The organism is Terriglobia bacterium (assembly GCA_020072785.1).
Classification (GTDB): Bacteria; Acidobacteriota; Terriglobia; order Acidiferrales; family UBA7541; genus Acidiferrum.
In genome coordinates, this window is sequence record JAIQGG010000003.1 from 205,687 (window position 1) to 229,828 (window position 24,142).

At 61.9% G+C, this 24,142-nt stretch carries 17 protein-coding genes, 1 tRNA gene and 1 pseudogene; 7 read left to right on the top strand and 12 right to left on the bottom strand.

What is annotated here, in order from left to right; translation table 11 throughout:
* Positions 1 to 195 precede the first annotated feature (195 nt).
* Both LAN61_11080 and LAN61_11085 read right to left on the bottom strand, forming a co-directional pair.
* The gene (locus tag LAN61_11080) at positions 196 to 1,956 is read right to left on the bottom strand and encodes a CRTAC1 family protein (GenBank protein MBZ5541048.1); all 1,761 of its coding nucleotides are present in this window, start codon (positions 1,954 to 1,956) and stop codon (positions 196 to 198) included.
* Positions 1,931 to 3,034, bottom strand: coding sequence for a tetratricopeptide repeat protein (locus LAN61_11085; protein MBZ5541049.1), 1,104 nt, complete (start codon positions 3,032 to 3,034; stop codon positions 1,931 to 1,933). Before LAN61_11085 ends, LAN61_11080 begins: the two co-directional genes overlap by 26 nt.
* A gap of 170 nt (positions 3,035 to 3,204) precedes the next feature.
* On the opposite strand from LAN61_11085, the gene LAN61_11090 reads away from it, so the two are divergent.
* The gene (locus tag LAN61_11090; protein MBZ5541050.1) at positions 3,205 to 5,253 is read left to right on the top strand and encodes an alkaline phosphatase family protein; all 2,049 of its coding nucleotides are present in this window, start codon (positions 3,205 to 3,207) and stop codon (positions 5,251 to 5,253) included.
* On the top strand, positions 5,250 to 6,035 hold the full coding sequence (locus tag LAN61_11095) for a sulfite exporter TauE/SafE family protein (GenBank protein MBZ5541051.1): 786 nt from the start codon (positions 5,250 to 5,252) through the stop codon (positions 6,033 to 6,035). The genes LAN61_11090 and LAN61_11095 overlap by 4 nt, the downstream gene beginning before the upstream one ends.
* Before the next feature lie 92 nt (positions 6,036 to 6,127).
* On the opposite strand, the gene LAN61_11100 is transcribed toward LAN61_11095, so the two are convergent.
* Positions 6,128 to 7,921, bottom strand: coding sequence for a VWA domain-containing protein (locus LAN61_11100; protein ID MBZ5541052.1), 1,794 nt, complete (start codon positions 7,919 to 7,921; stop codon positions 6,128 to 6,130).
* A gap of 356 nt (positions 7,922 to 8,277) precedes the next feature.
* On the opposite strand from LAN61_11100, the gene LAN61_11105 reads away from it, so the two are divergent.
* Both LAN61_11105 and LAN61_11110 read left to right on the top strand, forming a co-directional pair.
* Complete coding sequence (locus LAN61_11105) at positions 8,278 to 9,615, top strand: hypothetical protein (protein MBZ5541053.1); 1,338 nt, start codon at positions 8,278 to 8,280, stop codon at positions 9,613 to 9,615.
* 146 nt (positions 9,616 to 9,761) lie between these two features.
* A complete protein-coding gene (locus tag LAN61_11110; protein ID MBZ5541054.1) occupies positions 9,762 to 10,718 on the top strand; it encodes an energy transducer TonB in 957 nt (318 codons plus the stop codon).
* 134 nt (positions 10,719 to 10,852) lie between these two features.
* Here LAN61_11110 and LAN61_11115 read toward each other — a convergent pair whose 3' ends face one another.
* Positions 10,853 to 12,250, bottom strand: coding sequence for an alkaline phosphatase family protein (locus tag LAN61_11115; protein MBZ5541055.1), 1,398 nt, complete (start codon positions 12,248 to 12,250; stop codon positions 10,853 to 10,855).
* A 153-nt stretch (positions 12,251 to 12,403) separates the two neighbouring features.
* Between LAN61_11115 and sat the strand changes: the two genes are divergently transcribed.
* Together sat and cysC are read left to right on the top strand one after the other, a co-directional pair.
* Entirely contained in the window at positions 12,404 to 13,561 is a 1,158-nt protein-coding gene (gene sat / locus LAN61_11120) for a sulfate adenylyltransferase (protein MBZ5541056.1), read from the top strand.
* A complete protein-coding gene (gene cysC / locus LAN61_11125; GenBank protein MBZ5541057.1) occupies positions 13,558 to 14,175 on the top strand; it encodes an adenylyl-sulfate kinase in 618 nt (205 codons plus the stop codon). Before sat ends, cysC begins: the two co-directional genes overlap by 4 nt.
* Before the next feature lie 352 nt (positions 14,176 to 14,527).
* Here cysC and LAN61_11130 read toward each other — a convergent pair whose 3' ends face one another.
* The 7 genes from LAN61_11130 to LAN61_11160 all read right to left on the bottom strand — a co-directional run bounded on the left by LAN61_11130 (position 14,528) and on the right by LAN61_11160 (position 21,669).
* Positions 14,528 to 14,926, bottom strand: coding sequence for a hypothetical protein (locus LAN61_11130; GenBank protein MBZ5541058.1), 399 nt, complete (start codon positions 14,924 to 14,926; stop codon positions 14,528 to 14,530).
* Between the two features lie 25 nt (positions 14,927 to 14,951).
* Positions 14,952 to 15,356 (bottom strand): hypothetical protein, encoded by a 405-nt coding sequence (locus LAN61_11135; GenBank protein ID MBZ5541059.1) that lies wholly within the window; start codon positions 15,354 to 15,356, stop codon positions 14,952 to 14,954.
* Between the two features lie 64 nt (positions 15,357 to 15,420).
* The gene (locus tag LAN61_11140) at positions 15,421 to 16,137 is read right to left on the bottom strand and encodes a Crp/Fnr family transcriptional regulator (GenBank protein MBZ5541060.1); all 717 of its coding nucleotides are present in this window, start codon (positions 16,135 to 16,137) and stop codon (positions 15,421 to 15,423) included.
* Between the two features lie 13 nt (positions 16,138 to 16,150).
* The gene (locus tag LAN61_11145; GenBank protein ID MBZ5541061.1) at positions 16,151 to 16,492 is read right to left on the bottom strand and encodes a hypothetical protein; all 342 of its coding nucleotides are present in this window, start codon (positions 16,490 to 16,492) and stop codon (positions 16,151 to 16,153) included.
* A gap of 129 nt (positions 16,493 to 16,621) precedes the next feature.
* Positions 16,622 to 19,300 carry a sigma 54-interacting transcriptional regulator gene (locus LAN61_11150; protein MBZ5541062.1) on the bottom strand — a complete coding sequence of 893 codons (2,679 nt, stop codon included), beginning with the start codon at positions 19,298 to 19,300 and terminating at the stop codon, positions 16,622 to 16,624.
* A 484-nt stretch (positions 19,301 to 19,784) separates the two neighbouring features.
* On the bottom strand, positions 19,785 to 21,401 hold the full coding sequence (locus LAN61_11155; protein ID MBZ5541063.1) for a hypothetical protein: 1,617 nt from the start codon (positions 21,399 to 21,401) through the stop codon (positions 19,785 to 19,787).
* A 192-nt stretch (positions 21,402 to 21,593) separates the two neighbouring features.
* Positions 21,594 to 21,669, bottom strand: a tRNA-Ile gene (locus tag LAN61_11160).
* 209 nt (positions 21,670 to 21,878) lie between these two features.
* On the opposite strand from LAN61_11160, the gene LAN61_11165 reads away from it, so the two are divergent.
* Positions 21,879 to 22,586 carry a hypothetical protein gene (locus LAN61_11165; protein ID MBZ5541064.1) on the top strand — a complete coding sequence of 236 codons (708 nt, stop codon included), beginning with the start codon at positions 21,879 to 21,881 and terminating at the stop codon, positions 22,584 to 22,586.
* Positions 22,587 to 22,745: 159 nt separating this feature from the next.
* On the opposite strand, the pseudogene LAN61_11170 reads toward LAN61_11165, so the two are convergent.
* Positions 22,746 to 23,864, bottom strand: a pseudogene (locus tag LAN61_11170) (S53 family peptidase).
* Positions 23,865 to 24,142: the final 278 nt, after the last annotated feature.

Here is a 24,142-nt window from a genome sequence, read left to right on the forward strand (position 1 = left end):
AAAATTCGTAGTGGAATCTGTAACCACACTAAACAACCTTACAGACCACAGAAACGGAATAACACCCTTTCCCGCAGTGGCGTTATATTCTTCGCCAGACGCTTTTCTGTCAACAACATTTTTTAATCTTTAGATTACAAAGATATAGGAAAGGTTCTAGTACCTAACGCGAGCCAATTTGGCTCAACAGTAGCGCTATTCCTGCTTTGGCCCGCTGGCCGCAGCTCCACCCGCACCTTCGCGGATCACCACTTCCCGATCCACCGGCAGTGTCGTCATCTTCTCCACCAGCCCGGAGGGCCAGTGGATCAGCACCTGTTCCACGCTCGTGGCCGCGCCCAGTCCGAAGTGCAGCCGCGCGTCGCTCGCCGAAAGGAAACTGCTGTTGGCGCGCACCTCATCCATTTGCTTCAGTCCGCCGGCCAGCACTTCCACCCGCGCGCCGTACGCATCCCGGTTGGACTTCGTCCCGATCAGCTTCAGCCGCAGCCAGTGCCCCCGCGGCTTCACGGCGTTGCGCAGCAGCGTCGGCCCGGCGTCGAGATTGGAGAGCAGCGCTCCCAGCGCGCCATCATTATTAAAGTCGGCAACCGCCAGACCCCGGCTGACGCGCCGCTGCCGCAGCGCCGGCCCCGCCCGCAGCCCGATCTCCTCGAAGCGCCCCTTGCCCAAATTGTGGAACAGCAGCGGGCGCTGCGCGTAAGTGATCCCCAAAGCGTGCTCATCCACCTGCGGATTCACGTGCCCGTCGGCGACGAAAATATCTTTCCAGCCGTCGTTGTCGTAATCCAGGAAGCGCACGCCGAAGGCGAGAAACGGGATGCTCACCGCGCCAAAACCAGCCGCTCCGGCCTGGTCGTCAAACGTGCCGTCGCCATTGTTGTGATAGAGGTTGTTGGCGTCGTCGGAGAAATTGGTCTTGACCAGGTCCGGCCAGCCGTCGTTGTCGTAGTCCCCGAAGTCCACGCCCATCCCGGCCTGCTCGCGCCCGTCGCTGCTCAGCGCCACCCCCGCCGTCAGGCCCGTCTCCGTGAACGATTTCCCTTCGTTGTTGTGGTACAGCAGGCTCGGCGAGGAATCGTTGGCCACGTATACGTCGGGCCAGCCGTCGCCGTCGTAGTCCGCCCAGATTACGCCCAGGCCGTAGTGCGACTCCTTGTCGATGCCCATCTTTTCGGTGACGTCGGTGAACGTGCCGTCGCCGTTATTGTGGTACAGCCGGTCGCGGGAACCCGCCAGCCCGCGCGGCCCGCAGGAGACCGGGATGCCGCGGTACTGGCAAAAGGGTGTGCTCCCGAATTTCGGCAGGTTGTTCAAGTCGAGATCTACATAGTTGGCCACGTAGAGGTCCAGGAAGCCGTCGCGGTCGTAGTCGCCGAAGGCCGCGCTGGTGCCCCAGCGTCCCGCGTTGCCCACCCCGGCCTGCGCCGTGACGTCGCGAAACGTTCCGTCGCCATTGTTTTTGTACAGGAAGGAGCCCGTGAGGCAGGTGATGTACAGGTCATCCCACCCGTCGTTGTCGTAATCCCCCACTGCCGCTCCGAAGCACCACCCGCGGTGCGCGAGGCCGGCTTTCTCCGTCACGTCCGTGAACGTACCGTCATGATTGTTGTGATAGAGCTTGCTCGCCGGGCTCTTCCCCGTTTTCAGCTCCTCCAGCGTCGCGCCATTCACCAGGAAAATATCCGGCCACCCGTCGTTGTCGTAATCAAAGACGGCGACGCCCCCGCACATCGAATCCATGATGTACAGCTTTTCCCGGCTGCCGCAGGTCAGGTGGAAATCGATGCCGGCGGCGCGGGTCACATCCGTGAAAATCGCCGCCGCGGGCAGGCCCCGCTGTGCCCGCACCGTGGCCACCGGCAGCAGCAACGCCAGCAGCCCGCACAACAACACCGCAGGCAGCACCCTCGAGCCCGCTGCGCCCCCGCTAGTTCGGCCGGTACGCCATTCCACCCGTGACCCCCTGACGCTTCTTGAGTTCCGCGAACTGCTGCAGCGCCTTCGCGGCTTCTTCCCGCTTCTGCAGCTTGCCGTAGGCCCGCGCCAGCAGGAAATACGGGCGCGGGTCCTCCGGGTTCAAGGCCGCGGCCCGGCGCAGCGCTTCGATCGACTCCTGCGTCTGTTCCAGATCCAGCAGGGCATTGCCCAGCGCAAATTGCGCATCGGCATTGTTGGGCTCCGCCCGCAGCGCCCGGCGCAGCTCCACCAGCGCCTCCTTCGCCTGCCCGGAATCCAGCAAAGCGCGTCCCAGCCGGTAGAACACTTCGCTGTTGCCCTCGTGCTGCGCCAGTTCCTTGCGAAACTCCACAATCGCTTCCGCATTGCGGCCCAGGCTCTCGTAGGCGTAACCCAGATGGTAGTGGCCCAGCGGAATTTTCGGATCGATCGCCAGCGCCTTCTGGAATTCGCGAATCCCCAGCAGCGTGCGATTGCTGTTCTGGTAGGCCCGCCCCAGCAGAATGCGCGGCAGCGCCAGTTCCGGCTGCAGCCGGATCACCGCTTCCAGCGCGTCGGCTGCAGGCCCGTACTGCTTCACGCTCAGATAGGCCAGCGCCAGATCCATCTGCGGCTCGTGGCGATTCGGCAGCAGCTTTGCGGCGCGCGAAAGTTCCCGGATGGCCGGCTCCGCCTGGCCTGTCTGAAAATAGAGGAAGCCCAGCAGGTGCCGCGTCTCTCCGTCCTCCGGCCAGCGCGCCGCCGCCTCCCGCGCCACGTCCAGCGCGCGGGCCTTCTCTCCCAGACGCAGGTAGCACAGCGCCAGGCTGCCCCACGTCTCCTTCACCTCCGGCGCTTCCCGCCGCACCTCTTCGAAGCCCCGCGCCGCCGCGGCGAAGTCGCCCTGCTCCATCGCCTGCCGCGCCCCCCGCAGCGCCAGCTCCGCCGAACCGGAAGGGGCCTGCGCGGTTGAGCGCTTTGCGGTCGCCCAGAACAATGCAGGGAAGAAAGAAGCGAGCAGCAGGACGAGCGTCGGCGCGAACAACAGCCGCGCTGTCGCGTGACTCCATCCCGTGGCTGGGGAACTCGTCCGCATCGGCTCGGAGGAAATCATACAACACCCGGCCCGGCGCCGGGCCATTCACCGCGCCGGAAAGCCGCGCGGCTTCTCGCGCCCCGTTTGCTATACTCTCTGCGTTCCTAACTGAGACTGTGCAGCGGAGCGGTGCACGCGGGAACTGCGCCCAAACTCAGAGCGCCGAAAAAATGAAAAGAATTCCCAAATGGATGTTGGCTCTCGCCGCGGCCGCTCTTCTCGCCGCCGCCTTCGGCGTATCGCGCTCGCTCTCCCACAGCGCCGCGCCCCCCGCCCCGCACAACAAGCTCATCATCCTTGGCATTGACGGCATGGACCCCCTGCTCCTCCGGCAGTTCATGGCCGCGGGGAAAATGCCCCATTTCGCGGCTCTGGCCGCGAGCGGCGGCTTCCTCCCTCTCCAGACCAGCATCCCTCCGCAAAGCCCCGTCGCCTGGGCCAACCTGATCACCGGCATGAACCCCGGCAGCCACGGCATCTTCGATTTCATTCATCGCGACCCCGCTACGCTCACCCCCTACTTCTCCACCTCGCAGGTCAAGGCCCCGGAACACAACCTGCGCCTCGGCAACTGGGTCATCCCCATCTCCGAAGGAAAAGTAGAGTTGCTGCGCCACGGCAAAGCCTTCTGGCAATACCTCGACGAGCACAAGATTCCCCTCACCGTCTTCCGCATCCCCTCCAATTTTCCCCCCGTGCCCACCCAGGGCAAAACCTTCGCCGGCATGGGCACCCCCGATCTCCTCGGCGGCTACGGCACCTTCTCCTTCTACACCGACGATCCCATCTTCACTCCCGGCCCCGTCAGTGGCGGCGTGATCTATCCCGCGCAGGTCGCCGGCGACCGCATCGAAGCGCAGCTCCACGGCCCGGTGAATTCCCTCCGCAAGGACAATCCCGAACTGATCATTCCCTTCACCGTGGACCGCGACGCCTCCGAACCCGTCGCGCGTTTCACCATCCAGGGCCAGCAGTTCATCCTGCGCGTGGGCGAATGGAGCCCTTGGATTCGCGTCACCTTCACCTTCGTCCCCGGGCTGGAAAGCATCACCGGCATCTGCCGCTTCTATCTCAAACAAGTGCGCCCGCAATTCGAGCTCTACGTTTCCCCCATCAACATCGACCCGGCCAATCCCGCGCTGCCCATCTCCACCCCGGAAACCTACGCCCGCGACCTGGCCCGCGATGTGGGCTCCTTCTACACCCAGGGCATCTCCGAAGACACCAAGGCCCTCACCAGCGGCCTCCTCAGCGACGACGAATACCTCCAGCAGGCGCACATCGTCTTCGACGAACAGCGCCGCCTCTTTCTGCACGAGCTGGCCCGCTTCCGCGCCGGCCTCTTCTTCTACTATTTCTCCAGCCTCGATCAGAATAGCCACATGTTCTGGCGCGCCAATGACCAGAAATTTCCGGCCTACGATGCGCAGCTCGCCGCCCGGCACGGCCACGTCCTCGAAGACTATTACGGCGAGATGGACGCCATGCTCGGCGCAGCGCTGCAGGCCGCGGACGCAGAGACCACCGTGCTCGTTGTCTCCGATCACGGCTTCGCTCCCTTCCATCGCTCCTTCAGCCTCAACACCTGGCTCGTCGAGAACGGCTACCTGGTCCTGCGCGCCGGCGCGCAGCCCGGGCCCGGCCGCGACATCTTCAAGGATGCCGACTGGTCGAAGACTCGCGCCTACGGCCTCGGCCTCAACGGTCTGTATGTAAATTTGCGCGGCCGGGAAAAGAACGGCATCGTGAATCCCGGCGCGGAATCCGATGCGCTGCAGCTGGAGATCGCCGCCAAACTGGAAGCCGTGCGCGATCCCAACGACAAGCAGCAGGTCATCACCCGCGTGGACCGCGCCTCCGAGGCCTACTCCGGCCCGGCCGCCGCGCAGGCCCCGGACATCATCGTCGGCTACAATCGCGGCTTTCGCGTCGGCTGGGACAGCGTCCTCGGCGGCATCCCCGCGAAAGTGCTGGAAGACAACACCGAGCCCTGGAGCGGCGACCACTGCATGGACTACACCAAAGTTCCCGGCGTGGTCCTCAGCAATCGCAAAATAGAGGCCACTCAGCCCGCGCTCACCGATATCGCCCCCACGATCCTCGCCGAATTCGGCATCGCCCGTCCCGCCGCGATGCATGGGCACAGCATCTTCGCGCCCTCCGCGCAGAATGCGCAGCGCGCCGCGAAATCGCCCGCCGCCCAAGGAACGCGCCGGTGAGCCTTGTTCTCCTCATCGGCGTCGGGCTGGGCGTGGGGCTGCTCCTCGGCCTCACCGGAGTCGGCAGCGGCTCCGTGCTCACTCCCCTGCTCATTCTCGCGGTCGGCTTTTCCCCCGCCAAAGCCGTTGGCACCAGCCTGGCCTTTGCCTTCGCCACCAAAATCGTCGCCAGCGCCAGCTTCTACCGCCGCGGCCTCGTCGATTTCCCCATCCTCCGCAAACTGCTGCCCGGCGCCGGCGCCGGCCTGCTGACCGTTTTCTCCCTGCTCAAAGGCCTGGGCTATCAGTCCCCACTGAAGACCAACCTCTTTCTGCAGCGCTCCATCGGCGTGGCCCTGCTGGCCGTCTTTGTGCTGATGCTCGTGCAACTTTTCCCTGGCGCCGCCGGAGAAGCCTTCACCGAGCGCCGCCTGCGCTTCACCCAGAAGCACGAGCTCCCGCTCACACTTGCCGTCGGCTATATCGTCGGCGTAAGCGTCAGCCTCACATCCATCGGCGGCGGCGCCGCCCTTGTTCCCATGCTTTATCTTCTCTACCGCCTTGATCCCGGGCGTCTCGTCGGCACCAGCATCCTTTTCAGCACCCTGCTCAGCGCGGCCGCCGGCTTGCTCCACGCCAGCGGCGGCCATATCGACCTCCTCGCCGTCGCCGCTCTCCTCCTCGGCTCCCTCCCCGCCATCTGGCTGGCCAGCCACCTGCACGCCCGGCTCCCCCGCCTGGCCTCCGAATCCATCATCGCCGCAGTCATGCTCCTCCTCGGCCTCCGCCTCGCTTTCCTCTAAAAAGGAAAGCCGCATCCTTTCCCGTCCTGCGGAAAAGATGCGGCACCCACACCCTCCGAACTTGTCAGGAATTGGCGCGTTCCGGGAGTCCGCTATTTGGGGCCTTCGAGCAGCAGGGGCAGGTCTGCCGTGCCGATGAACCCGCTGCGCGAGTCCACAACCCCGAGTCGCAGCATGTAGCGCCCCGGCGGCAATTCCAAATCCACGTGGTAAGCAAGTCCCTGTTGCTGGATCGCGGCGAAGTTGGCCGCTTTCAGTGTGGCTTTCGTCGCGACGTCCCGTTGTCCCGCAACCTTTCCATCTTCTTGATACGCCACGGCGTGAAACTCCAGGGCAAGCCGCTTGCTGCCACCCCCCGCATCTTCCACCGTGAGCGTGGTGGGATCTACGAGAAAGTCGGCCCCTACCTTCATTTTGGCGGCGGGCGCCGGCGGCACCACGCGCGCGTCAAACGTGACGCCGGTCGCCACCGGCGACGACGCCCGCATCGCCATCCCCACTTCGGCTTCGTGTTGTTTCGAGGCCTTGGCTTCCTCGCCAAAGGGGTATGCGTAGTAGCCGTGCCGCGCGCGCACCGTCACTCCGGGACGATTCACTTTCACCGCGATCTTGTGGAATTTTCCGTCGGCTTTCCCCTCGGGGGTATATCCCAGCAAATAGTACGAGGCGCCGTCCTGGGCGCTGAGGGCCACGGAATTATCCAGGTCGTTCCGATTTGTGAATACCTTGCCCCCTGTGTCGGCTGCGACCTGCTGCATGGTGGCCTGCGTCTCCTGCAGCGAGCGGCTGGCGAGCTGGACGTCCTGCGCATATTCCGCGCCGGCCTTCAGTTGACCCCCTGCGTTGAGACCTTGATCCTCCGCGCCGCCAAGCAATTGCCCGATCAGCCCCCGGGCATCCACCGGGTACACAGCCACCTGGGCGTCATTCAGGAGAGAAGCTGTTTCGCGTATCATGTCCTCGTAATCGTGCTCGATGCGCACGGCGTTCGGGTCGTTCACTGCATTCTCGCTGTATTGGATGATTCGCGAATAGGTGGCCAGCGGGAACGAACCCGTTACCCACACCAGATTCTTTCTCCCCGGCAGGCCAGCCACGGCCTGCGCAATGTACCGAAACGCCGTCAGCGTCGTCCCTACGCGCGCATCGGTCACCACGTTTGCTTGCTCCTCATAGAAAAGCTGCATCCGCGAAAGAGCCCTCTCAAGCTCCAGATCCACTCCTCCCCCGTGCAGTGACTCCGGTCTTGCCCCCGACCTCCGGCCCACTCGGGCATTGATATCGGCGACTTGCATGGCCATCGATTCGTTTGGCCGGAAGCCTTGGATGGCGGCTTTGAGCAGCGCCGGGTCATCCGTGAAGTCCTGCAGGATCCGCAACGAGGTAGACAGCGTGTAGACGGCGACCTGCTGCCCGGGTTGCAGCTGGGTGTCGAGGTATTTCAACAACTCCATCCGCGCCCGCGATTGGTCCTGGCTTCGCGTATTCAGCGCATCCAGCACCACGATCACCATCGGACCTGCCGGCACGCGGTATGCCGGACGATTGGTGGTGACGTTCGGCGGCAAGCTCGCACGCTGGCTGCGCAGCGCTCGCGCCACCTCCGCAGCCTGTTCGAACGAAACCGTGGTCACTTTCTGGGGTTTCCCGTCCTCCAGCACGGTGAAGTCCGGCGCACCGAGGCCCGTCACCATCTTCCCGTCCTTGTCCGTCACCAGGGCATCCACCAGAACCAGGCGCACAAAGGCCCGCACCGCCGGCGCAGGCGTTTCCGCTTTCTGTTCCTGTGCCCAAACCATGGCGCTCTGCGCCAGTGTCGCTCCCGCCAGAGCCATCGCCGCGACCAGCACCCGGATGCTTCCCCGCCATGCGTTTGCGTTTTTCATCTCACACCCCCGAAGTCATTTCTCTCTGCCTTACCGCAATAACACAACAAGCTATCTCCTAAAGGACTGGCCACTTACCGAACACCGTCATCCGCGGGTGGCACATCCAATTGCCAGATTTTCCTTTTGACAGCACGCCCCGGCGAGAGGATATCACTCTTGCAATTCATTTCGGCGTACAAATACGGGAGTGCCTTTCTCGCGATTTTGTAGCGCCGGGCTTCAGCCCGGCATCTTCCTCCTGCGCGGGCCGCCGCAAAAGCATCCGCCACGCACGGCCGCAACCATAGGCCCGCAGCAACCCGCCTTCGATTCCTCGCATCTTTGCGGCTAAGGAAAAAGGCGGCGAGAAACCCATGCCTTCAGATAATTCAAGTTGGTTCATGCGGTGGGTGCTTGCAGTGGCCGGAGTCACTCTTTGCTGCGCGCTGCCTTTGAGCATGCCGGCGCAAGTGAATTCACCGAATGTCGCGCCCAGCCAAGTTTTCCGTATTGTTTACGACAGAATGAGAAATGTCCCGCTGGCAATGGACGCACCCCTGTTCAAGAATATCTATGCAATAAACAGCGACGGCAGCGGCGAAGAGCAACTCACGGAAGACAATCACAGCTTCAATCCTGTCCTGTCTCCCGACGGAACGAAAATCGCCTACATTCACATCAAACCAGAAACCTGCGAAGGCTGTCTATTGCCCGCAGAGTACGAGATCTATGTAATGAATGCGGATGGAACAGGTCCGCATGTTGTGGCTGGCATGGTGGGGCCTGACGCGAAGATATGCTGGTCGCCAGACGAAAAAACATTGTCCTACACAGGATTTCCGGTTGAATCCAATCAAAATGTCCCCTTCGCGCCAGAATCTCCACTTTATCTCGTGCAACTGGGCAGCACAGCATCACCACGGCTGCTGAGTCACGAGATTGGGGACACTTTCGAGTGGTCTCCAGACGGCAAGTGGATCGCGCACGGTTGCCCCGCTCCGCAAAAAGATTCCCGGTCGCGCATCCGCCTCTGCCTTTCGGAAACGGGCAAGGGAGAACACTTCAAAGTTTTGCCTGAGGGGGCGTTTCCCTATGGCTTTTCGTGGTCGCCGGATGGCACTCGGTTAGCCTATGTCGTCGCGGGCAAGAATACTTCCGCACTTTTCGTTGCGGGAACTGATGGTTCCCCGCCAAAATCGCTGACGGAGGTGAACTCCGTCATCATTGCCCCGCAATGGTCCCCTGACGGGAAGCAGATCGTTTTCTCGGATTCGGGGCATGGCAAGAGGGCGGTTTATGTAATGAACGCAGATGGCGCGGCCCGTCAGCGACTCACCGACCCAAAACTCAGAGCAGCGAGCCCGATGTGGTCACCCGACGGAAAGCAGATCGTATTTACCGGGGTTGTTCATGACAGGCCTCAGACCTATTTGGTGAATGCCGATGGATCCGAACTACGCATAGTCACGCATGACGAGAAGATGGGGTGCAGGAACATCGCGTGGCTCAGGGATAGCAGGCTCCTCTTGCTCCGCTGTGGATACCCACAACCATCTCCGACCTTTCCGATGGCCGCTTCAAATGAAAACCTCTACGTCGTAGCGGTTGACCCTGCCGGCCAGCCGCGTCAATTGACGAAAGACGGCATCGGCGCCATTTCCTTCGCGCCGGTCAATCCCGGTCCAAGGCGTGCAGGCCCAACAAGTCCATAAAAGGTGGGTGGCACATCCAATTCCGTGATTTCTTGGCCACACGACTCGGCAAGACGCACCCTCGCCTCCGCACGTCTCCATAAATGGAATAAGTGCTATCTTCTCATCGTGCTTTTTCACCAAGAACTAACTGGGAGGTAGTTCAGTTGGCCACTTGCTTCGCACGTTCTATTCGCTTTCTTGTCGTGGCACTGATGCTGCTGGGCTTCGAGGTCCCCGCTGGCGCGGCACCCGACCTTGAACAGGAGCTCGCCCAGATGTTCGTCGGGCACTCTCTCACACTCCGCAATTTCTACCAGGGCAGGGACCTCCGCTACGGAAGCGACGGGCGGCTGCTGGGCAAAGCCGAACCCGGATACTGGTCCCGGGATGGCATGGTCGAAATCTTTTCCGTGAAGCTTTTAAAGAACAATGAGTTGATCATGCAGGGGAAGCGCAGCTGTGTGCTCTTTGATCCGGCAAAGGGCGAGTTGGCCGACGTCTGGACTGGTGACCGGGTTCAAATTACGGTGGAGCTCAAACCCGAGCAGCTTACTTTGCAGGCGGTCATTCCCATACTGCAAAGAGTTCTTCTGACGAGCCAAGACAGACTCGAGGATCTTGTTCCGCAATACTGGACAAACTGCCTCCGGCGAAAAGTGAATCGGCCCGACAAACATTCTCCGTGGGAGTGCGTGGCCCTGGACAAGCAACAAGTGCCTGATTTTGCCGGCAAAGAGATCGCCTGGGAAACGCGGCCGCCCGATACGACTCTTCACAACGGGATGCAACTTTACGCCCTCAATTACCGCGTGGGTTACCTGGCGGAAAAGGGGATGACCGTGCCCCAACTCCTGGCTGGCCCTGTCCCGATCTTTCAGTGGCAGCAAAGGCGAACGAAATTCGTCGCTGTAACCCTGGTGCTTTCTCTCACCGTGGGAGAGGACGGCAAGCCAGGCGACATTTTTATTGTCAGCCCGGCGGGTATGGGGGTAGACGATGAGGCAGCGGAAGCGGTGGCAAAATGGAAGTTCAGTCCGGCCACCTGCCAGGGCCAGCCCTGTGCTGTGCATGCGCGCGTGTTTTTCGAGTTCTCCGATCCGACGAGCCCGTTCCTGCGGTAGAAATCCTCGTGGGTTGGTATCCTTTGTCATGCGGCAAGGCTTGGGTGCCGCATGGCTTGACGAAGTCAAAGCGTGCGGGTTTTGAGTTTTCGGACGACAAGAGAAAAACAATCTCCGCAGTTTTGTCGCGGCCGCTACGCGCGGGAGCGGAGGGAGCGGCCCTGCATGGCGGAGGGGATGTCGTAGCCGGCAAGGTCGAGGAGCGTCGGCGAGACGTCCAGGAGGTGCGCGCCCTGGAATTCGCCGCGCAACTCCGAGCCGGGGGCGTAGAGGATGAAGGTACCGAACTGGGCGTGGTTGCAGGCGTCCGGGCCGGTGTCGTTTTCCTCGACATGGATGCGGCCGTGGCCCACGCTGCCGATGGAGCGCCAGTAGAGCCCGCCGAAATGCACGATGAGGTCGGGAGCGACGTTGCGCACTTTGCGGTAGATCTCCTCGGGCTTGAAGACCAGGGAGTTGAGCGGCTTCCCGGCCGGATCCGTCAGGGCTTCCAGCTTGTGCTTCATCTCGTCGCGAAACGCTTCGTATTGCGCGGCGGGAATGACGCCGCGCGGCTCGCGGCCGGCGACGTTGAAGAAGACGCGCGCGTAGTAGCCGCCCTCGCTCCACACCCTGGTCTTGGCCCAGTTCACTTTGATCTTGGCGAAGGGCGTGACTTCCTTGGGCATTTCGTCCACCACCAGCAGGCCCTCGCGAATCAGCCATTCGTTCACGGCAAAGCCGCCGTCCAGGCGCTGCGCGCCGTGGTCGGAAACCACCAGCACCACGGCCTTCCCCTCGAGCATTTCCAGCACCGCGCCGATCTGCTCGTCCAGCCACAGATAGTAATCGGGGATGACGCTTTCGTAGGGGTTGCCGGGCTTGTAGTGGATGTGCTTGGGGTCGAAGGAATCCCAGAAGCCGTGGTGCACGCGGTCGAGGCCGATGTCCACGTAGTGGAAGTAGTCCCACTCCTTCTCCGCGAGCAGCCAGCGCACCACTTTCCAGTGCTTGCGGCTCATGGCGAAGATCTGCTCGCGCAGCCAGGCCTTGTCGTCGGTGCGGAAACCCGGCACATCCACGGCGTACTCGCCCACCAGCGCGCGGATCTCCTGGCCGATCTCCGCCGGGTAGGTGAATTCGTTCTTCATCGGGTCGGGATTGAGGAAGCAGCCGATGCGGATGCCTTGGAGCGGCTTCGGCGGGTAGCCCGGCGGCAGACCCATAACGATGGAGCGCTTGCCGTGGCTCGCGAGGTGATCCCAGATGGCCGGCTCGGTGATCGACCGCGAATCCACAAAGCCCAGGCCGCCATACATGCGATTGGCGCGGTTGCGGAAGCCGTACACGCCGAGCGAGCCGGGGTCCTGGCTGGTGGCCATGCACATCCACGCCGGCACGGTGATCGGCGGAATGACGCTCTCGAGGCGGCCCCACGTGCCCAGGCCCATCAGCTGGCGCAGATTCTTCAGCCGGGCGTCGCCGAAGACGATCTCCGGCGCGGCGCAATCGAGCCCCAGAACGCAGATTTTCGGATGCGCAGCGTTGGCCATGTGGACCGTCCCTTTCGTCTATGCGCTGGAAGAGCCGCCGCGAGCTTCGTTGACCGCCTCGCGGGGGTGTATTATAAACGTAAGGTTGAGATTCGCGACGAAGTTTGCGTGCCCGAGCGCACGCCGGCAGGAACGGAGCACGACCCCGACTTCATGATCCCCAATCGCCCGCACGGCGGCAGACTCATTAACCGCATACCCGAAGGAAAAGCCCGCGAAGAGTGGCTCGCGCGCGCCGCCAAGCTGCCCCGGGTGCGCCTGAATTCGCGCCAGCTCTCCGACGCCGAGTTGATCGCCGTCGGGGCCTTCTCTCCGCTCGAAGGCTTTCTGGGCAGCCGCGACTACGCGCGCGTCCTCGCCGAAGAGCGTCTGGCCGATGACACCGTGTGGACCATTCCCGTGACCCTGGCGGTCAGCGAAGAGACACAACGCGCTGTCGCCACGGCCGAAACCGTGGCCCTCACCGACGACAATGACCGCGTCGTCGCTGTGATGGAGCTGCAGGAAATCTTCCACTACGACCGCGAGCGCGAAGCCCAGTGCGTCCTGCGCACCACCGACGCTGCGCACCCCGGCGTGCGCTACCTGCAAAGCACCGGCGAATACTGCCTGGCCGGGCCCATCCATCTGCTGGAGCGGCGCCAGGACAAGCTTACCGAGAACTACCGCCTGGACCCCAAGGAGACACGCTACCTGTTTGCACAGCGCGGCTGGAAGACCATCGTGGCGTTTCAGACGCGCAACCCGGTGCACCGCGCCCACGAATACATCCTGAAGTGCGCGCTGGAAACCGTAGACGGCCTGCTGCTGCATCCGCTTGTCGGGGACACCCGCGACGAGGACATTCCCGCCGACGTCCGCATCCAGTGCTACCTGGCGCTGCTGGGCAATACCCTGCCCGCCACGCGCACGGTCTTCAGCGTCTATCCCGCGGCGATGCGCTATGCCGGACCGCGCGAGGCCATCTTCCACGCCATCGCCCGCAAAAATTACGGCTGCACGCACTTCATCGTGGGGCGCGATCACGCCGGCGTCGGCAACTTCTACGGGCCCTTCGACGCCCAGAAGAAATTCTTCGATTTCGCCCCGGAGGAGCTGGGCATCACGCCCTTCTGCTTCGACGCCACCTTCTACTGCAGGAAGTGCGCCCAGGTGGCTTCGGAAAAGACCTGCTCGCACGGGCCGGAGCACCGCCTGGTCCTCAGCGGCACCAAGGTGCGCGAAATGCTGCGCAACGGCGAGGGCTTGCCGGTGGAGTTCACGCGCCCGGAAGTGGCCGCGATCCTGGAAAAGGCGTACCGCGAGAAATGACAAAAGCAACGAAGGGCTTCACGGTGTGGTTCACGGGCTTGCCCTCGGCGGGCAAGTCCACGCTGGCGGAATTGCTGGCTCCCGAGCTGCGCCGGCGCGGCCACGGCGTGGAAGTGCTGGACGGCGACGTGGTGCGCACGCACCTGTGCAAGGGCCTGGGCTTCAGCAAAGAGGATCGCGACGAAAATATCCGGCGCATCGGCTTCGTCTGCGCCATGGTCACCCGGCACGGCGGCGCGGCCATCGCCGCCGCCATTTCTCCTTACCGCGCCATCCGCGACGAAGTGCGCGCCACGGTCGGCAATTTCGTGGAAATCTACGTGCAAACGGCGGTGGAAACCTGCATCCAGCGGGACGTCAAGGGCCTCTACAAGAAAGCGCTGGCCGGCGAGATCAAGGGCTTTACCGGCGTGGACGACCCCTACGAGGCTCCCGTGAATCCCGAGCTGACCATCGCGACCGAATCGGAGAGCCCGCAGCAATCCGCCGCGCGCATTCTCCGCAAGCTCGAAGAACTGGGTTACGTCGCGCCGCTGCCCGGCTCCGCCCACGCTCCCGAGGAAGAAGCGCGCATCCGCGCCCGCCTGGTGCGCCTCGGCTACCTCGCTTCCTGACGGCGTCCCGCTTCCGCCCCAGCCACCCACCGTAGCAGAAATGCCGGACCGCGAGCATTGTTCTCACTTCTTTTTGTCATCCGTTCGCGGTTTCCTTAAGGGGCGCCATGCAGTAGCCGCATCGCGGGTCTTGCTGGCCGGGCCTGTAGAAGAGGGGACTGTAGCACTGGTGACAATAAAGAATCACCTTCGACTTGCATTTCGGACAGAACAGGGAAGGAATTTTGAAATGGCTGTCTTTGTCTGCTTGCATATCGAAAGTATAGATACACGATTCTTTCGAGCAAATCGCAAAGGGCGGCATTCCGAGGCTCCCTCCCGGATGTTTTATACATGTGTGGACATTACACGCTCATGAATGCGCCAGTTCTCGGGAATCACCCGCGGCCTTGAGCTTGTCCACCAACTGATCGAGAATCTTGGCGAATTCGCCCGGTTGCAGCGCGAGCGCCCCCGGGCATTCTTGGCCGTGCAATACGGCCGGCAGCCATAAGCAGCCGTTCTCCACGCGGTGCGAACGGAACAGGCTTGCGGACGAGCCGATCGTGGAAGCGACGAGCGGGCCGATGCCTTCCCGGCTGTCGCAGCAGAGGACCAGATCGAAGGCCAGCTCGCGAACGAGCCGGGCGCCGTCCGCATTCGAGGTGGCGATCCGGCACTCGCACCCGCGTTTCTCCAAACGCTGGGATAGAAACGAATACCCAGTGGGACGCTCCCCCACCAGGAGAACCTTTACCGGCTCCGAAGCCATGTGCTCCCTTCCTGCGAATGCCTGCTCACAGTACCGCCTCAAGCCCGTGTTTCTTCCGGGATGCTTCCAGAAGAGCGGACTGCAGAACTCGCTCGGTCTCTGCGGAATCCGGCGGGCAGGCGATGGAATCAAAGGCCCCGGCCCGGAGCGCCCCCAGATAGGCATCCCAGTCCGCGCGCCGCGAGAGCAGGACCAGAGGGGCGGAGCGGCCGATTCTGGAGGCCACTCGCGTCACGTCACGAAAATTGCCGTCGGGCAGCAGATCACTGCAGAAGACCACACTGAAATTCTCCCGGGCGAGCAAGCTGCGTGCATCCCGCAGGCTAAAACAACATACGGGACGCAGATTGCGCTTCACGATGGCGCGCGCGATTTGGTCCCGGGTCTCCTGCTCTTCACAAACCACCAACACGGGATGGAAAGGAATCATGTCCACCGCCCTCCTGCCACGCTACAGAAAGGGATGACGCGCCCGCCGGGCGGCGCCGCCATCCTTACAGGCTCACGAAACTCGCGAGTGCCGCCCGGTCGGGAATATTCAGGGTCGAGCCCTGCAACGCGACCAGGTGCCGCGTTCGGAAATCGCTGAGCGTTCGCGTGACCGTTTCCCGCGTCGTGCCGATGAATTCAGCGATCTCCTCGTGGGTCAGCGGCAGCTTGATCTGGGTGCCCTCTCGCGTTTTCTGGCCTTCGGCGGACCAATGCAACAGCAGCTTGGCCAGCCTCTCCGGCGCAGACGCGGAAAGGCCGAGAGTCCGCAACTGTTCGCAGGCGGCCTGGTAGTAGGACCCCATTTCCCGCACCACGTTGTGATTGGCCTCCGGATGTTTTTCAATAAATCTCAGGAAGTCTTCCCGGCGGATAAAAGCCACCTGACAGGGATGCAGGGTTTCGGCGGTTACCTCGTGGGGGATCTTCAACAGGGCCGGCAGAAGGCCCAGGATTTCTCCCGGCCGGGCGATCCTCAAGATGAGCGTTTTTCCCTCGCTCGAACTGATGGATAGTTTTGCCTGGCCTGCGCAAAGAACGTAAATCCCCCGCGCCTCCTGCTTTTCCAGAAAGAGAACTGCGTCCTCCGGATACACGGACAAGGATTTGATAGCGTCAAAATCATCGAGGGCCGCGACAGACAACTGGCAAAAGAACCCGCATCCTCTGAGCTTGCAGGTTCGGCAATGTTCATTCAGTTCCAAACCGTAAGGACAGCGCATTGCAGTCACCTTTCTACCCGGCTGTCTCTGTCCGCTGCATCGCTTCCTCGGCGAAATACTTGGTCAGCGGGGAATCTGTCAGAAACTCAGCATGTGTCGTCTCGTAAATTTCCTTGAGAAGTTGCACTCCGTCCGGGTTCACATAGGTCACGCCGCTTAAGTCCAACGACAACTTCCTGATTCCCAGGGAAGGTGCCAGGGACTGCCACGCCTGGCTAACCTCGGACACCCAGGGTCCAGCGATCCGACCTTCCAGCTTCATGGTCAGAGCTCTTGGATTTTCTTTAATCGTGATTCGCAACGTAAGCGTGATCCTTTCTTGATCATAAAATATTAGACGCACGAACATGGCCATTGCTGTGTCGGCCAAAGACGATAAAAGAAGCCATAGCAAAGCAAGGGGATAGGAATAAAAGAGCAGGCAATTGGGACGATTTTACAGGGTCGGCGACGACATGCAGTGACGAAGTATCGTCAGGAGCGACTAAATATAGTCTTCGCGCTCGATTCTCAGTTTTTTCAACTTCGAGTTCAGGGTTGTCCGCTTCATATCCAGGCGGACTGCGGCACCTTTGGGCCCGCCGATGACGCCCTGGGTCTCCCGGAGTACGCGCAAGATATGCTCTCTTTCCGCGGCTTCGAGGGTCAGATTCGCCGGAGGTTCCGGCTGCGCAGGTAAATCGATCTCGGCGAGCGGGACGCGCAGCACGGGCCCTGTCGTTAGGATCACCGCTCGCTCGATGAAGTTTTCCAGTTCGCGCACGTTCCCCGGCCAATCCCAGCGCGACAGGACCTGCAGCGCCTCGGGCGGGATGGTATCGATATGCCTATCCATGCGGCGGGAATACTTGTCCACGAAGTAGCGGACCAGCAGGGGGATGTCCTCGCGGCGCTCGCGCAGCGGCGGGGCCGTGATCGGAAAGACCCGCAGCCGGTAGTAAAGATCGCTCCGGAACTGCCCGGCGGCGACCATCTTGGCCAGGTCGCGATTCGTGGCGGCCACCAGGCGGAAGTTGACGGGAATCGTCCGCGTGCTGCCGATCCTTTCGAACTCCTTCTCCTGCAAGGCCCGGAGAATTTTCGGCTGGAGCTCGAGTGGGAGGTCTCCAATTTCGTCCAGAAAGAGAGTTCCTTTATGTGCCAGCTCCAGGCGGCCTATCTTCTGAGCGATGGCGCCGGTGAAGGCGCCTTTCTCGTGCCCGAACAATTCACTCTCCAGCAGCCCCGCGGGGATCGCTGCGCAACTGAGCCTGACGAAAGTTTGTTCACTGCGAGAACTGAGCCGGTGGATAGCCCGGGCAATAAGCTCTTTCCCCGTCCCGGTCTCGCCTAGGATCAGGACTGTGGCATCGGTCGGGGCTACGGTTTCAATCTGTTTGAGTACCCGCTTCAAGCTCGTACTCTCGCCGATGACGTCCTCGAAGCTGTTCTCCAGATTGAACTCGTCCTCCAGATATTGTTTGTGGTGGATCAATTTGTCGCTTAACTCCGCGATTTGGCGGAAGGCGAGGACGTTGTCCACGGCCAAGGCCACCTGGCCGGCAATCTGTTCGAGCATGTCGCAATCTTTCTGTGTAAAGGCATCCTCGCGGCGGCTGCCGACCATCAGCGTGCCCAGCGCCCGGTCGCGCCCGATGAGCGGCAGCCAGCATCCGGACTTGATGCCGGCGACGGTCAGATGCCGGAACGCCCTGGCATCAAAGCGCTCCGTATCCAGGCGCCCGAGGCAAAACGGTTCCCGGGTGGTAAACGCGTGCCCGGCGGCGGAGCCTTCCACCGGCAGAGTGGTTTCGGCGGGATGCGACTCCTCCCGGTTCCAGGCGTCAAGGAGTTGCACGCGCAACAGGCTGGTCTCCGGGTCGAAGAGGGCCAGGGTCGCGTAATCATGGGGCACGACTTGCTCGATGCTGGCGGAAATCGCACCCAGCAACTGGTGAATATTTCGATTGGCAAGGAGGGCATTACTGAGCTCCAGCAGGAGCGCTTCTTCCGCCTTCTTGTGTTCGGTGATGTCGCGGGAGACTCGGGCAAAGCCGAGGAGCTGGCCGCTCTCATCCCGGATCGCGGAAGTAATCGCGCTGGCCCAGAAGCGCGAGCCATCCTTCCGTATTCTCCACCCCTGGTCCTCGAATCGTCCCTGCGCGGCAGCCGCGCGCAGCGTCTGCTCCGGCTTTCCCCGGGTCACGTCTTCGGGAATGTAGAAGCACGAAAAGTGCTTGCCGAGGATCTCCGGCGCCTCGAATCCGGTGAGGCGCTCGGCTCCCGCGTTCCAGCTGCCGACGAAGCCTCCGGGATCGAGCATGAAGATGGCATAGTCCCTGGCACTGTCCACGAGCAGATGAAAACGCTCCTCGCTGAGACGATAGGCTTCTTTCGCTTGCTTGCTTTCCGTGATGTCCTCGGCGATTCCGACCGTGCGCTGGACCTCTCCCGAAGGACCTCGCACCGGAAAGGCCCGGTCGAAGATCCAGCGGATGGTGCCATCCGGGCGGAGCACACGGTACTCCGCCTTGAATTCCCCATCGACCAGGAACTTTTCCACCGCGGGTGCAATCTTCTTCCGGTCGTCGGGATGGATGGCTTCAAACCACGACATGGGCGATTCGTACAAGCTCTGGCACGAGCGTCCCCAGACCGTTTCGTAGGCCGGGCTCACGTAGAGCACCTTCCCGGACGCCATGTCCGAAACGAAGAAGATCTCGTTGATATGGTCCGTGAGCTGCCGCAAGAGTGATTCGCTTTCCCGCAAGGCCACATCGATTTGCCTGGCCTCCGAGAGATCGCGGATGGCGGCCACGAGGAAGTGGCCGGCAGGGGACTCCAGGGGGGCCAGTTGCACCTCGACCGGGAAAACGCTTCCCCCTTTGCGGCGGCCGCGCATATTGCCGTCGGCACCTATGCAGCGCATCGGGGGCGCGGCAATGTCGTCTTCGCGAGGCGCGGAGGGAGCCTCAGGCGCGTCCTCGAAGATCAGGATTTCCACAGGCTGACCCAGCAATTCGTTCCTGGCATAGCCGAACAGCCTCTCTGCCTGAGCATTGACTTGACAGATGCGTCCTGCGTGGTCGGTGACGATAACAGCTCCGGGCAGAGCTGCAAAGACTGTCTCAAAGGAAGGTTGCGAAGTGGGGGCCCCGGCGCCGGCAGCAGATGGACTGCTCATGGTCTTACAATCCCCAAATGAATAATATCTCAACACACCCAGCAAACGGTATATTCCTCTCAAAGACTCCGGGGAGGGAAAGAATCAGGGCGGGAACCGTGATCAAACGCACATCCGGTAACTGACCTGACGGTATTAGGGGGGTATTTGAGGGGGCTGTTCTCAGGTTGTTCTCAACTGCACCGACTGCACCCCGCGAATGAGACAGCTTTCGACAGGCCTACGACTGTGATGCAGTAGATCTCGTACAAAAACTCGGTCTGGTCAATCCTCGGGCAGGGATATAGATTTCGCCTCACATCAGGCTGTTGATTTGCATGCTCTCGTTTTTTTTCGGTCGGCCCCATCGAGGAGATGTTCGAAAGCCACGGCAAATTATCGGAGAGAATTCGTATGGATAAGATCCGGGAGAGAACCAGACGTATCTAAACGCGGTTTTCTGCTCTTCCGGAGCGCGGAATCTTTCTCGTGACCGGAGCTTCTCCTACTTCTGCGCTAGTTGCTTCCGGGCATAGATGAGCTCGGGGCGGTCGGAATGGCCGGCTCCCTCGCAATTCTGCACCAACTGCGCGTAATACTCCTTGGCCTTCGCAGGCTGATGGGAAAGTTCAGCCGCCCATGCGGCTCCATATAGGCTGTTGAATCGGCCGGGAGCCTCTTTCAGAGACGCTTCGTACTCCGCCAGCGCCTCCTGCGGACGTTCCAATTCCAGCAGCATGTCGGCGAGCATCTCCCTGGCGGGTACTTCGACTTCCTCGAGGCCCCGTGCGCTCTGCTTGTCCGCCGCAGCGCGGAATTGGCGCAAGGCCTGCTCCTGCTCTTTTCCGGCGAATGCTACCCAGGCTTCCAACACCTCTGCGGGAATGTCCATTTCCTCGGCCACATACGCCTGATCGGACTTCTTAATCTCCTCGATCACGGCGCGGAACTCTTCGAGCGCCTTGCGGGCCGCAGCCGCATCTCCGCTGCGCGCGGCTCCAATCCCTCGCGCATAGATCGTGATGCTTCTCACCTCCGCGTCGGCCTGCGCAGGTGCAATGAGGCTGGCGGCTTCGGCCCATTCGTGCCGCTCCAGCGCGTAGTGCGCCGCAAATTGCGCGCGGCCAAACGGCAGCATCTGATGGTCGGTCATGCTGTGCGCGTGATCCTGCAGCTCCTTCATTGTGTTGACTTCGTCCAGGATCGCTTTGGCCTGGGCATCCTCGCCCATCTGCATATAGGCATACTGCAGGAAATCCATGGCATGAAACTGGTGCCCGGCACCGCCCAGGTGCATGGCCGACGCTTTGTGCGTTGCCGCAATTGAGGCCAAGTTGGACTTGACCGCCTCCGGCCACAGGCCCAGGCGAATGAAAATGTGCGACGGCATGTGCACCGCGTGCGGCGCGGCCGGAGCAATCTTCGCGTAGCGCCGCGCGGCCTCCAGACCCATCGCCGCCAGTTGCGGCTTGTCGCTGCTGTGGATCAGATAGTGGGCCACTCCGGGATGATTGGGATTTTCCCGGAAGAGATGATTCAGGATAGGGATGGCTTTCTTGCGGTTCTCGAAGCTCGTGTCGTTGGGCGGCTCGGAAGCCAACAGCGAAAGCGCGTAGAAGGCCGCGGCTTCCTGATCTCCGGGATTCTCCCGGTAGACTTTTTCCATAGCCTGCGAGTAGGCGGCCGCGCGGGTCTGGTGGTCCTTCTTGTCGGTGTCGGCGTAATATGCGGCGGCGGCAGCGAGGTACCCGCGCTCGCGGTCGGTCTTCACTCCCAGGGCCTGTGCCTTCTGCATCTCTTCCCAGCCCTTCTTCAGGTCCGCGGCGTCCGGCCGGGTCCACAGCTGGTGGTAGAGGCTCATCGCCACGCCCCAGTGCGCCAGGGCGCAGGAGGGATCCTTCTCGGCAACAGCCTGGAACTGCTTTTCGGCCTCTTCATACCAGAAGGAATGCAGCAAGGCTACCCCGCGTTCGAAGGGCTTCTGAACCTCGGCGGAACACGAAGTCGGGAACCTGACCGTTCCCAGTTCTTCGCCTTCCGAAGGATGCTTACCGTCACCCGCCCTTGCGGACGACAGGGCGGCGAACAAAACCAGGCTCAACGCTGCGCGGCGCACTTTCATCGGTTTCCTCCACGAAGCACAGGGGAATTTAGCAGATATCTCGGCTCTGTTGACATCCCTTCGGGAGCGAAGTATGCGTCAACCCATAGAGCTTGTAAGCCTGAATTTGCGATTCTTAGTTCCTGGCCAAAACCCATTTCACCACTCGTCCAGAAAATCAACTGATTGTGAGAGCAGGACTTACAAAACAGTTGGTGGGCCCGCCTGGATTTGAACCAGGGACCAACGGATTATGAGTCCGCTGCTCTGACCGCTGAGCTACGGGCCCGGCAATGGCTCGTCCATCGCGGAAGGCGATCTGCTTTTCGAGTGTAGTGCAATCGGCGGGGACCGGCAATCGCTTTTGCCCGGCGCACCGCTTGCGCGCTCTTGACCGGAAAAACAGGCTCCTCCCTCCCGTTACCGCTTGCACAACATGCCCCCTGCGCTGACGCACCCTGCGATATGCTGAAGACGCACACGGACTGGAGGCATGCCATGGCCCTCGAAAGACGGCCTGCGGAACTGCAGCCCCCCGGCGAGGGGCGCCGGCGAAGCCGCCGCTTTCCCGTATTCGTTCCCGTCCAGGTCCGCTGGACGGCCTCCGGTAACGAACCCCTCATCACCGATGTGCAGGCCAAAGAGGTCAACATCCACGGCGGCTTGCTGCACTTCCCGGACAACAGCGCCTCTCCTCAGGTGGGCACCGAGATGAACTTGAAGAACTTGTTCACCGGAGAGGAAGCCCGCGCGCGGGCCACGGCCCTGCGCCGCGCCACGGACGGTGCGCTCCTCGGGGTTGCCGTGGAACTGCTGCCCCCCAGCGAAACTTTCTGGGGCTTGACCTTCCGGTTGAAGAAAACAACCTCGGAATTACTGCAGCTGGATCAGGCCATCACCCAGGGCAACATCGACGCACGCGTGCTGCGCGAGTTCCGTGACGCCGTGGATTATGTTCGCAAGACCGCCTGGGCCGTCCAGGAATGGCAGGAGCGCCAGGAACAGCAGCGCGACACCGCCACAGTCCTGCCGCTGCTCTTCATGGAGCGCGTCCGCCGCGGCACGCAATTGTGCGCCGCGGTGAGTTCAGACATGAAGGCCCACGACGTCACTCCGGATACCGCCGGCCTGGAAGCCCTCTACCGCGCCATTCAGAAGCTTTTCCGGGAACTGCAGGGCCTGTTCGAAGACGGCAAAGTAAAGTAGCTCCCGCCCCGTTTTGACAGCCATTCCGCTCAGGCAAATCTCGGAAGCCCTTGCGCCACTCTCGCGTGCAAAAAAACTGCGGACCGGCGTGCTGTGGACTCCCTCCTGGTTGCGGAGAAGAAATCACGGCGCGCCGGTCCGCGCAAAGCTGTAACACCCTCAGTAGTTGGCGAGGGCGTTGATGACGTTGTAGGCTTGCGGGCTGCCCAAGCCGGTAACGTAATCGTAACCGGTCGTGGCCGTGCAAAGTGTGCCGCAGGTGCCGTTGGTGCCGCTGCTGATGTCGTGGTAGTTCGTGCTGTAATTCGCCTTGGCCACGCTGTAAACAGCGGTGTCTGTGCCATTGAGCGTGGCCTTGCTCGCGGCCACCCGCATCGAGTTGACAATGGCGAGCAGGGCCGCCCACTGTGGCGCCCCGGCGCTCGTGCCGCCTACCTGGAACCAGCCGGACTGCCCGTTGTACTTCACCGTGTCGTAAACGGAAAAGCCCGAACTGGGATTCGCGTCGTAGGCCACATCCGGAACACCGCGCTGGCCATTGGGATCGTTCGGAATGGGATAGGTCGCCTGGAAGAGCGGCTCGGCTTCATAGGCGCTCTGTCCGCCGCCGCTGCCGCTCCAGGCGGCTTCGCTGGCATAGTTGCCGCTCGAATCGATAGTCAGCGTGGTGCCGCCGACGGCCAGGACACCGGGCGAGGCCGCGGGGTATTCCACGCCGTTACCGCTGTCGCCGGAAGAAGCCGTGAAGGTGACGCCATTGACCGAAAAATGGGAATCGTTGCTCGTCTCGCTGGAGAATTCAGAACCTCCGAAACTCATCGAAACGACGCTGGCGCCGTGCTGCACGGCAACGTCCACGGCGGTCAGCAAATTCGCGAAGCTATTCGTGGCCGCTTCGACAAGGATGATTTTGGCCTGCGGCGCGACGGCGTGCGCCCATTCTACATCCAGCGAAATCTCCAGCGCCCACCCGGAATTTGTCCTGGGTTTTGATCCTGCGGCATAGATCTTCTGGAAACAGCCGTTGCCGCTGGTGCACGCGGGCAGGCCGAACTGCGCATCGAAGACCCCCAGGTCCGCTTCGATGTTCGGATCGTCGTAGGCATCCACAATGCCGATCGTCTGTCCCGCTCCCTGGCTGGCCACCAGATCAAAACCATAAGCATGCCGCGTTTGCGCGGGAGAGAGTCCGGTCGGGGCCGTTGTTGCATTGCCCTTTATGTGAAACGGCGGCCGCGCATAGCCGGCGGGAGGCCGCTCGGCCCAGGTGCCTTGGATCACGAGGGGTTGAAAAACCAATACACCGACTGCCAGCACGATCAGGAAAAGACGCGACCATCCGCAAGAATTTTGGGCCATTTGCAGCATTCTCCTTCTCTGGAAGCACTCGGATTATCTGGGGACTCTCCGGCCTTTGCCGGATTATTTCCGCGTGCTTGGGCGGGAGGTATAACACAATAAACATATGCGATGCAAGGAATGATCGCATCGCAACTCCCCGAGCGCCGGCCATGGCCACAGTTCTTCGCTCGTATCTGCAGAACAGATATTCCTGC

What these genes read in the sequence shown, in the direction of transcription:
- LAN61_11085 (MBZ5541049.1), bottom strand. Translation starts at nt 3,034, where the DNA reads ATGCGGACGAGTTCCCCAGCCACGGGATGGAGTCACGCGACAGCGCGG.
- LAN61_11090 (MBZ5541050.1), top strand. Translation starts at nt 3,205, where the DNA reads ATGAAAAGAATTCCCAAATGGATGTTGGCTCTCGCCGCGGCCGCTCTT.
- LAN61_11100 (MBZ5541052.1), bottom strand. Translation starts at nt 7,921, where the DNA reads ATGAAAAACGCAAACGCATGGCGGGGAAGCATCCGGGTGCTGGTCGCG.
- LAN61_11105 (MBZ5541053.1), top strand. Translation starts at nt 8,278, where the DNA reads ATGCCTTCAGATAATTCAAGTTGGTTCATGCGGTGGGTGCTTGCAGTG.
- LAN61_11115 (MBZ5541055.1), bottom strand. Translation starts at nt 12,250, where the DNA reads ATGGCCAACGCTGCGCATCCGAAAATCTGCGTTCTGGGGCTCGATTGC.
- sat (MBZ5541056.1), top strand. Translation starts at nt 12,404, where the DNA reads ATGATCCCCAATCGCCCGCACGGCGGCAGACTCATTAACCGCATACCC.
- cysC (MBZ5541057.1), top strand. Translation starts at nt 13,558, where the DNA reads ATGACAAAAGCAACGAAGGGCTTCACGGTGTGGTTCACGGGCTTGCCC.
- LAN61_11130 (MBZ5541058.1), bottom strand. Translation starts at nt 14,926, where the DNA reads ATGGCTTCGGAGCCGGTAAAGGTTCTCCTGGTGGGGGAGCGTCCCACT.
- LAN61_11135 (MBZ5541059.1), bottom strand. Translation starts at nt 15,356, where the DNA reads ATGATTCCTTTCCATCCCGTGTTGGTGGTTTGTGAAGAGCAGGAGACC.
- LAN61_11140 (MBZ5541060.1), bottom strand. Translation starts at nt 16,137, where the DNA reads ATGCGCTGTCCTTACGGTTTGGAACTGAATGAACATTGCCGAACCTGC.
- LAN61_11145 (MBZ5541061.1), bottom strand. Translation starts at nt 16,492, where the DNA reads ATGGCCATGTTCGTGCGTCTAATATTTTATGATCAAGAAAGGATCACG.
- LAN61_11150 (MBZ5541062.1), bottom strand. Translation starts at nt 19,300, where the DNA reads ATGAGCAGTCCATCTGCTGCCGGCGCCGGGGCCCCCACTTCGCAACCT.
- LAN61_11155 (MBZ5541063.1), bottom strand. Translation starts at nt 21,401, where the DNA reads ATGAAAGTGCGCCGCGCAGCGTTGAGCCTGGTTTTGTTCGCCGCCCTG.
- LAN61_11165 (MBZ5541064.1), top strand. Translation starts at nt 21,879, where the DNA reads ATGGCCCTCGAAAGACGGCCTGCGGAACTGCAGCCCCCCGGCGAGGGG.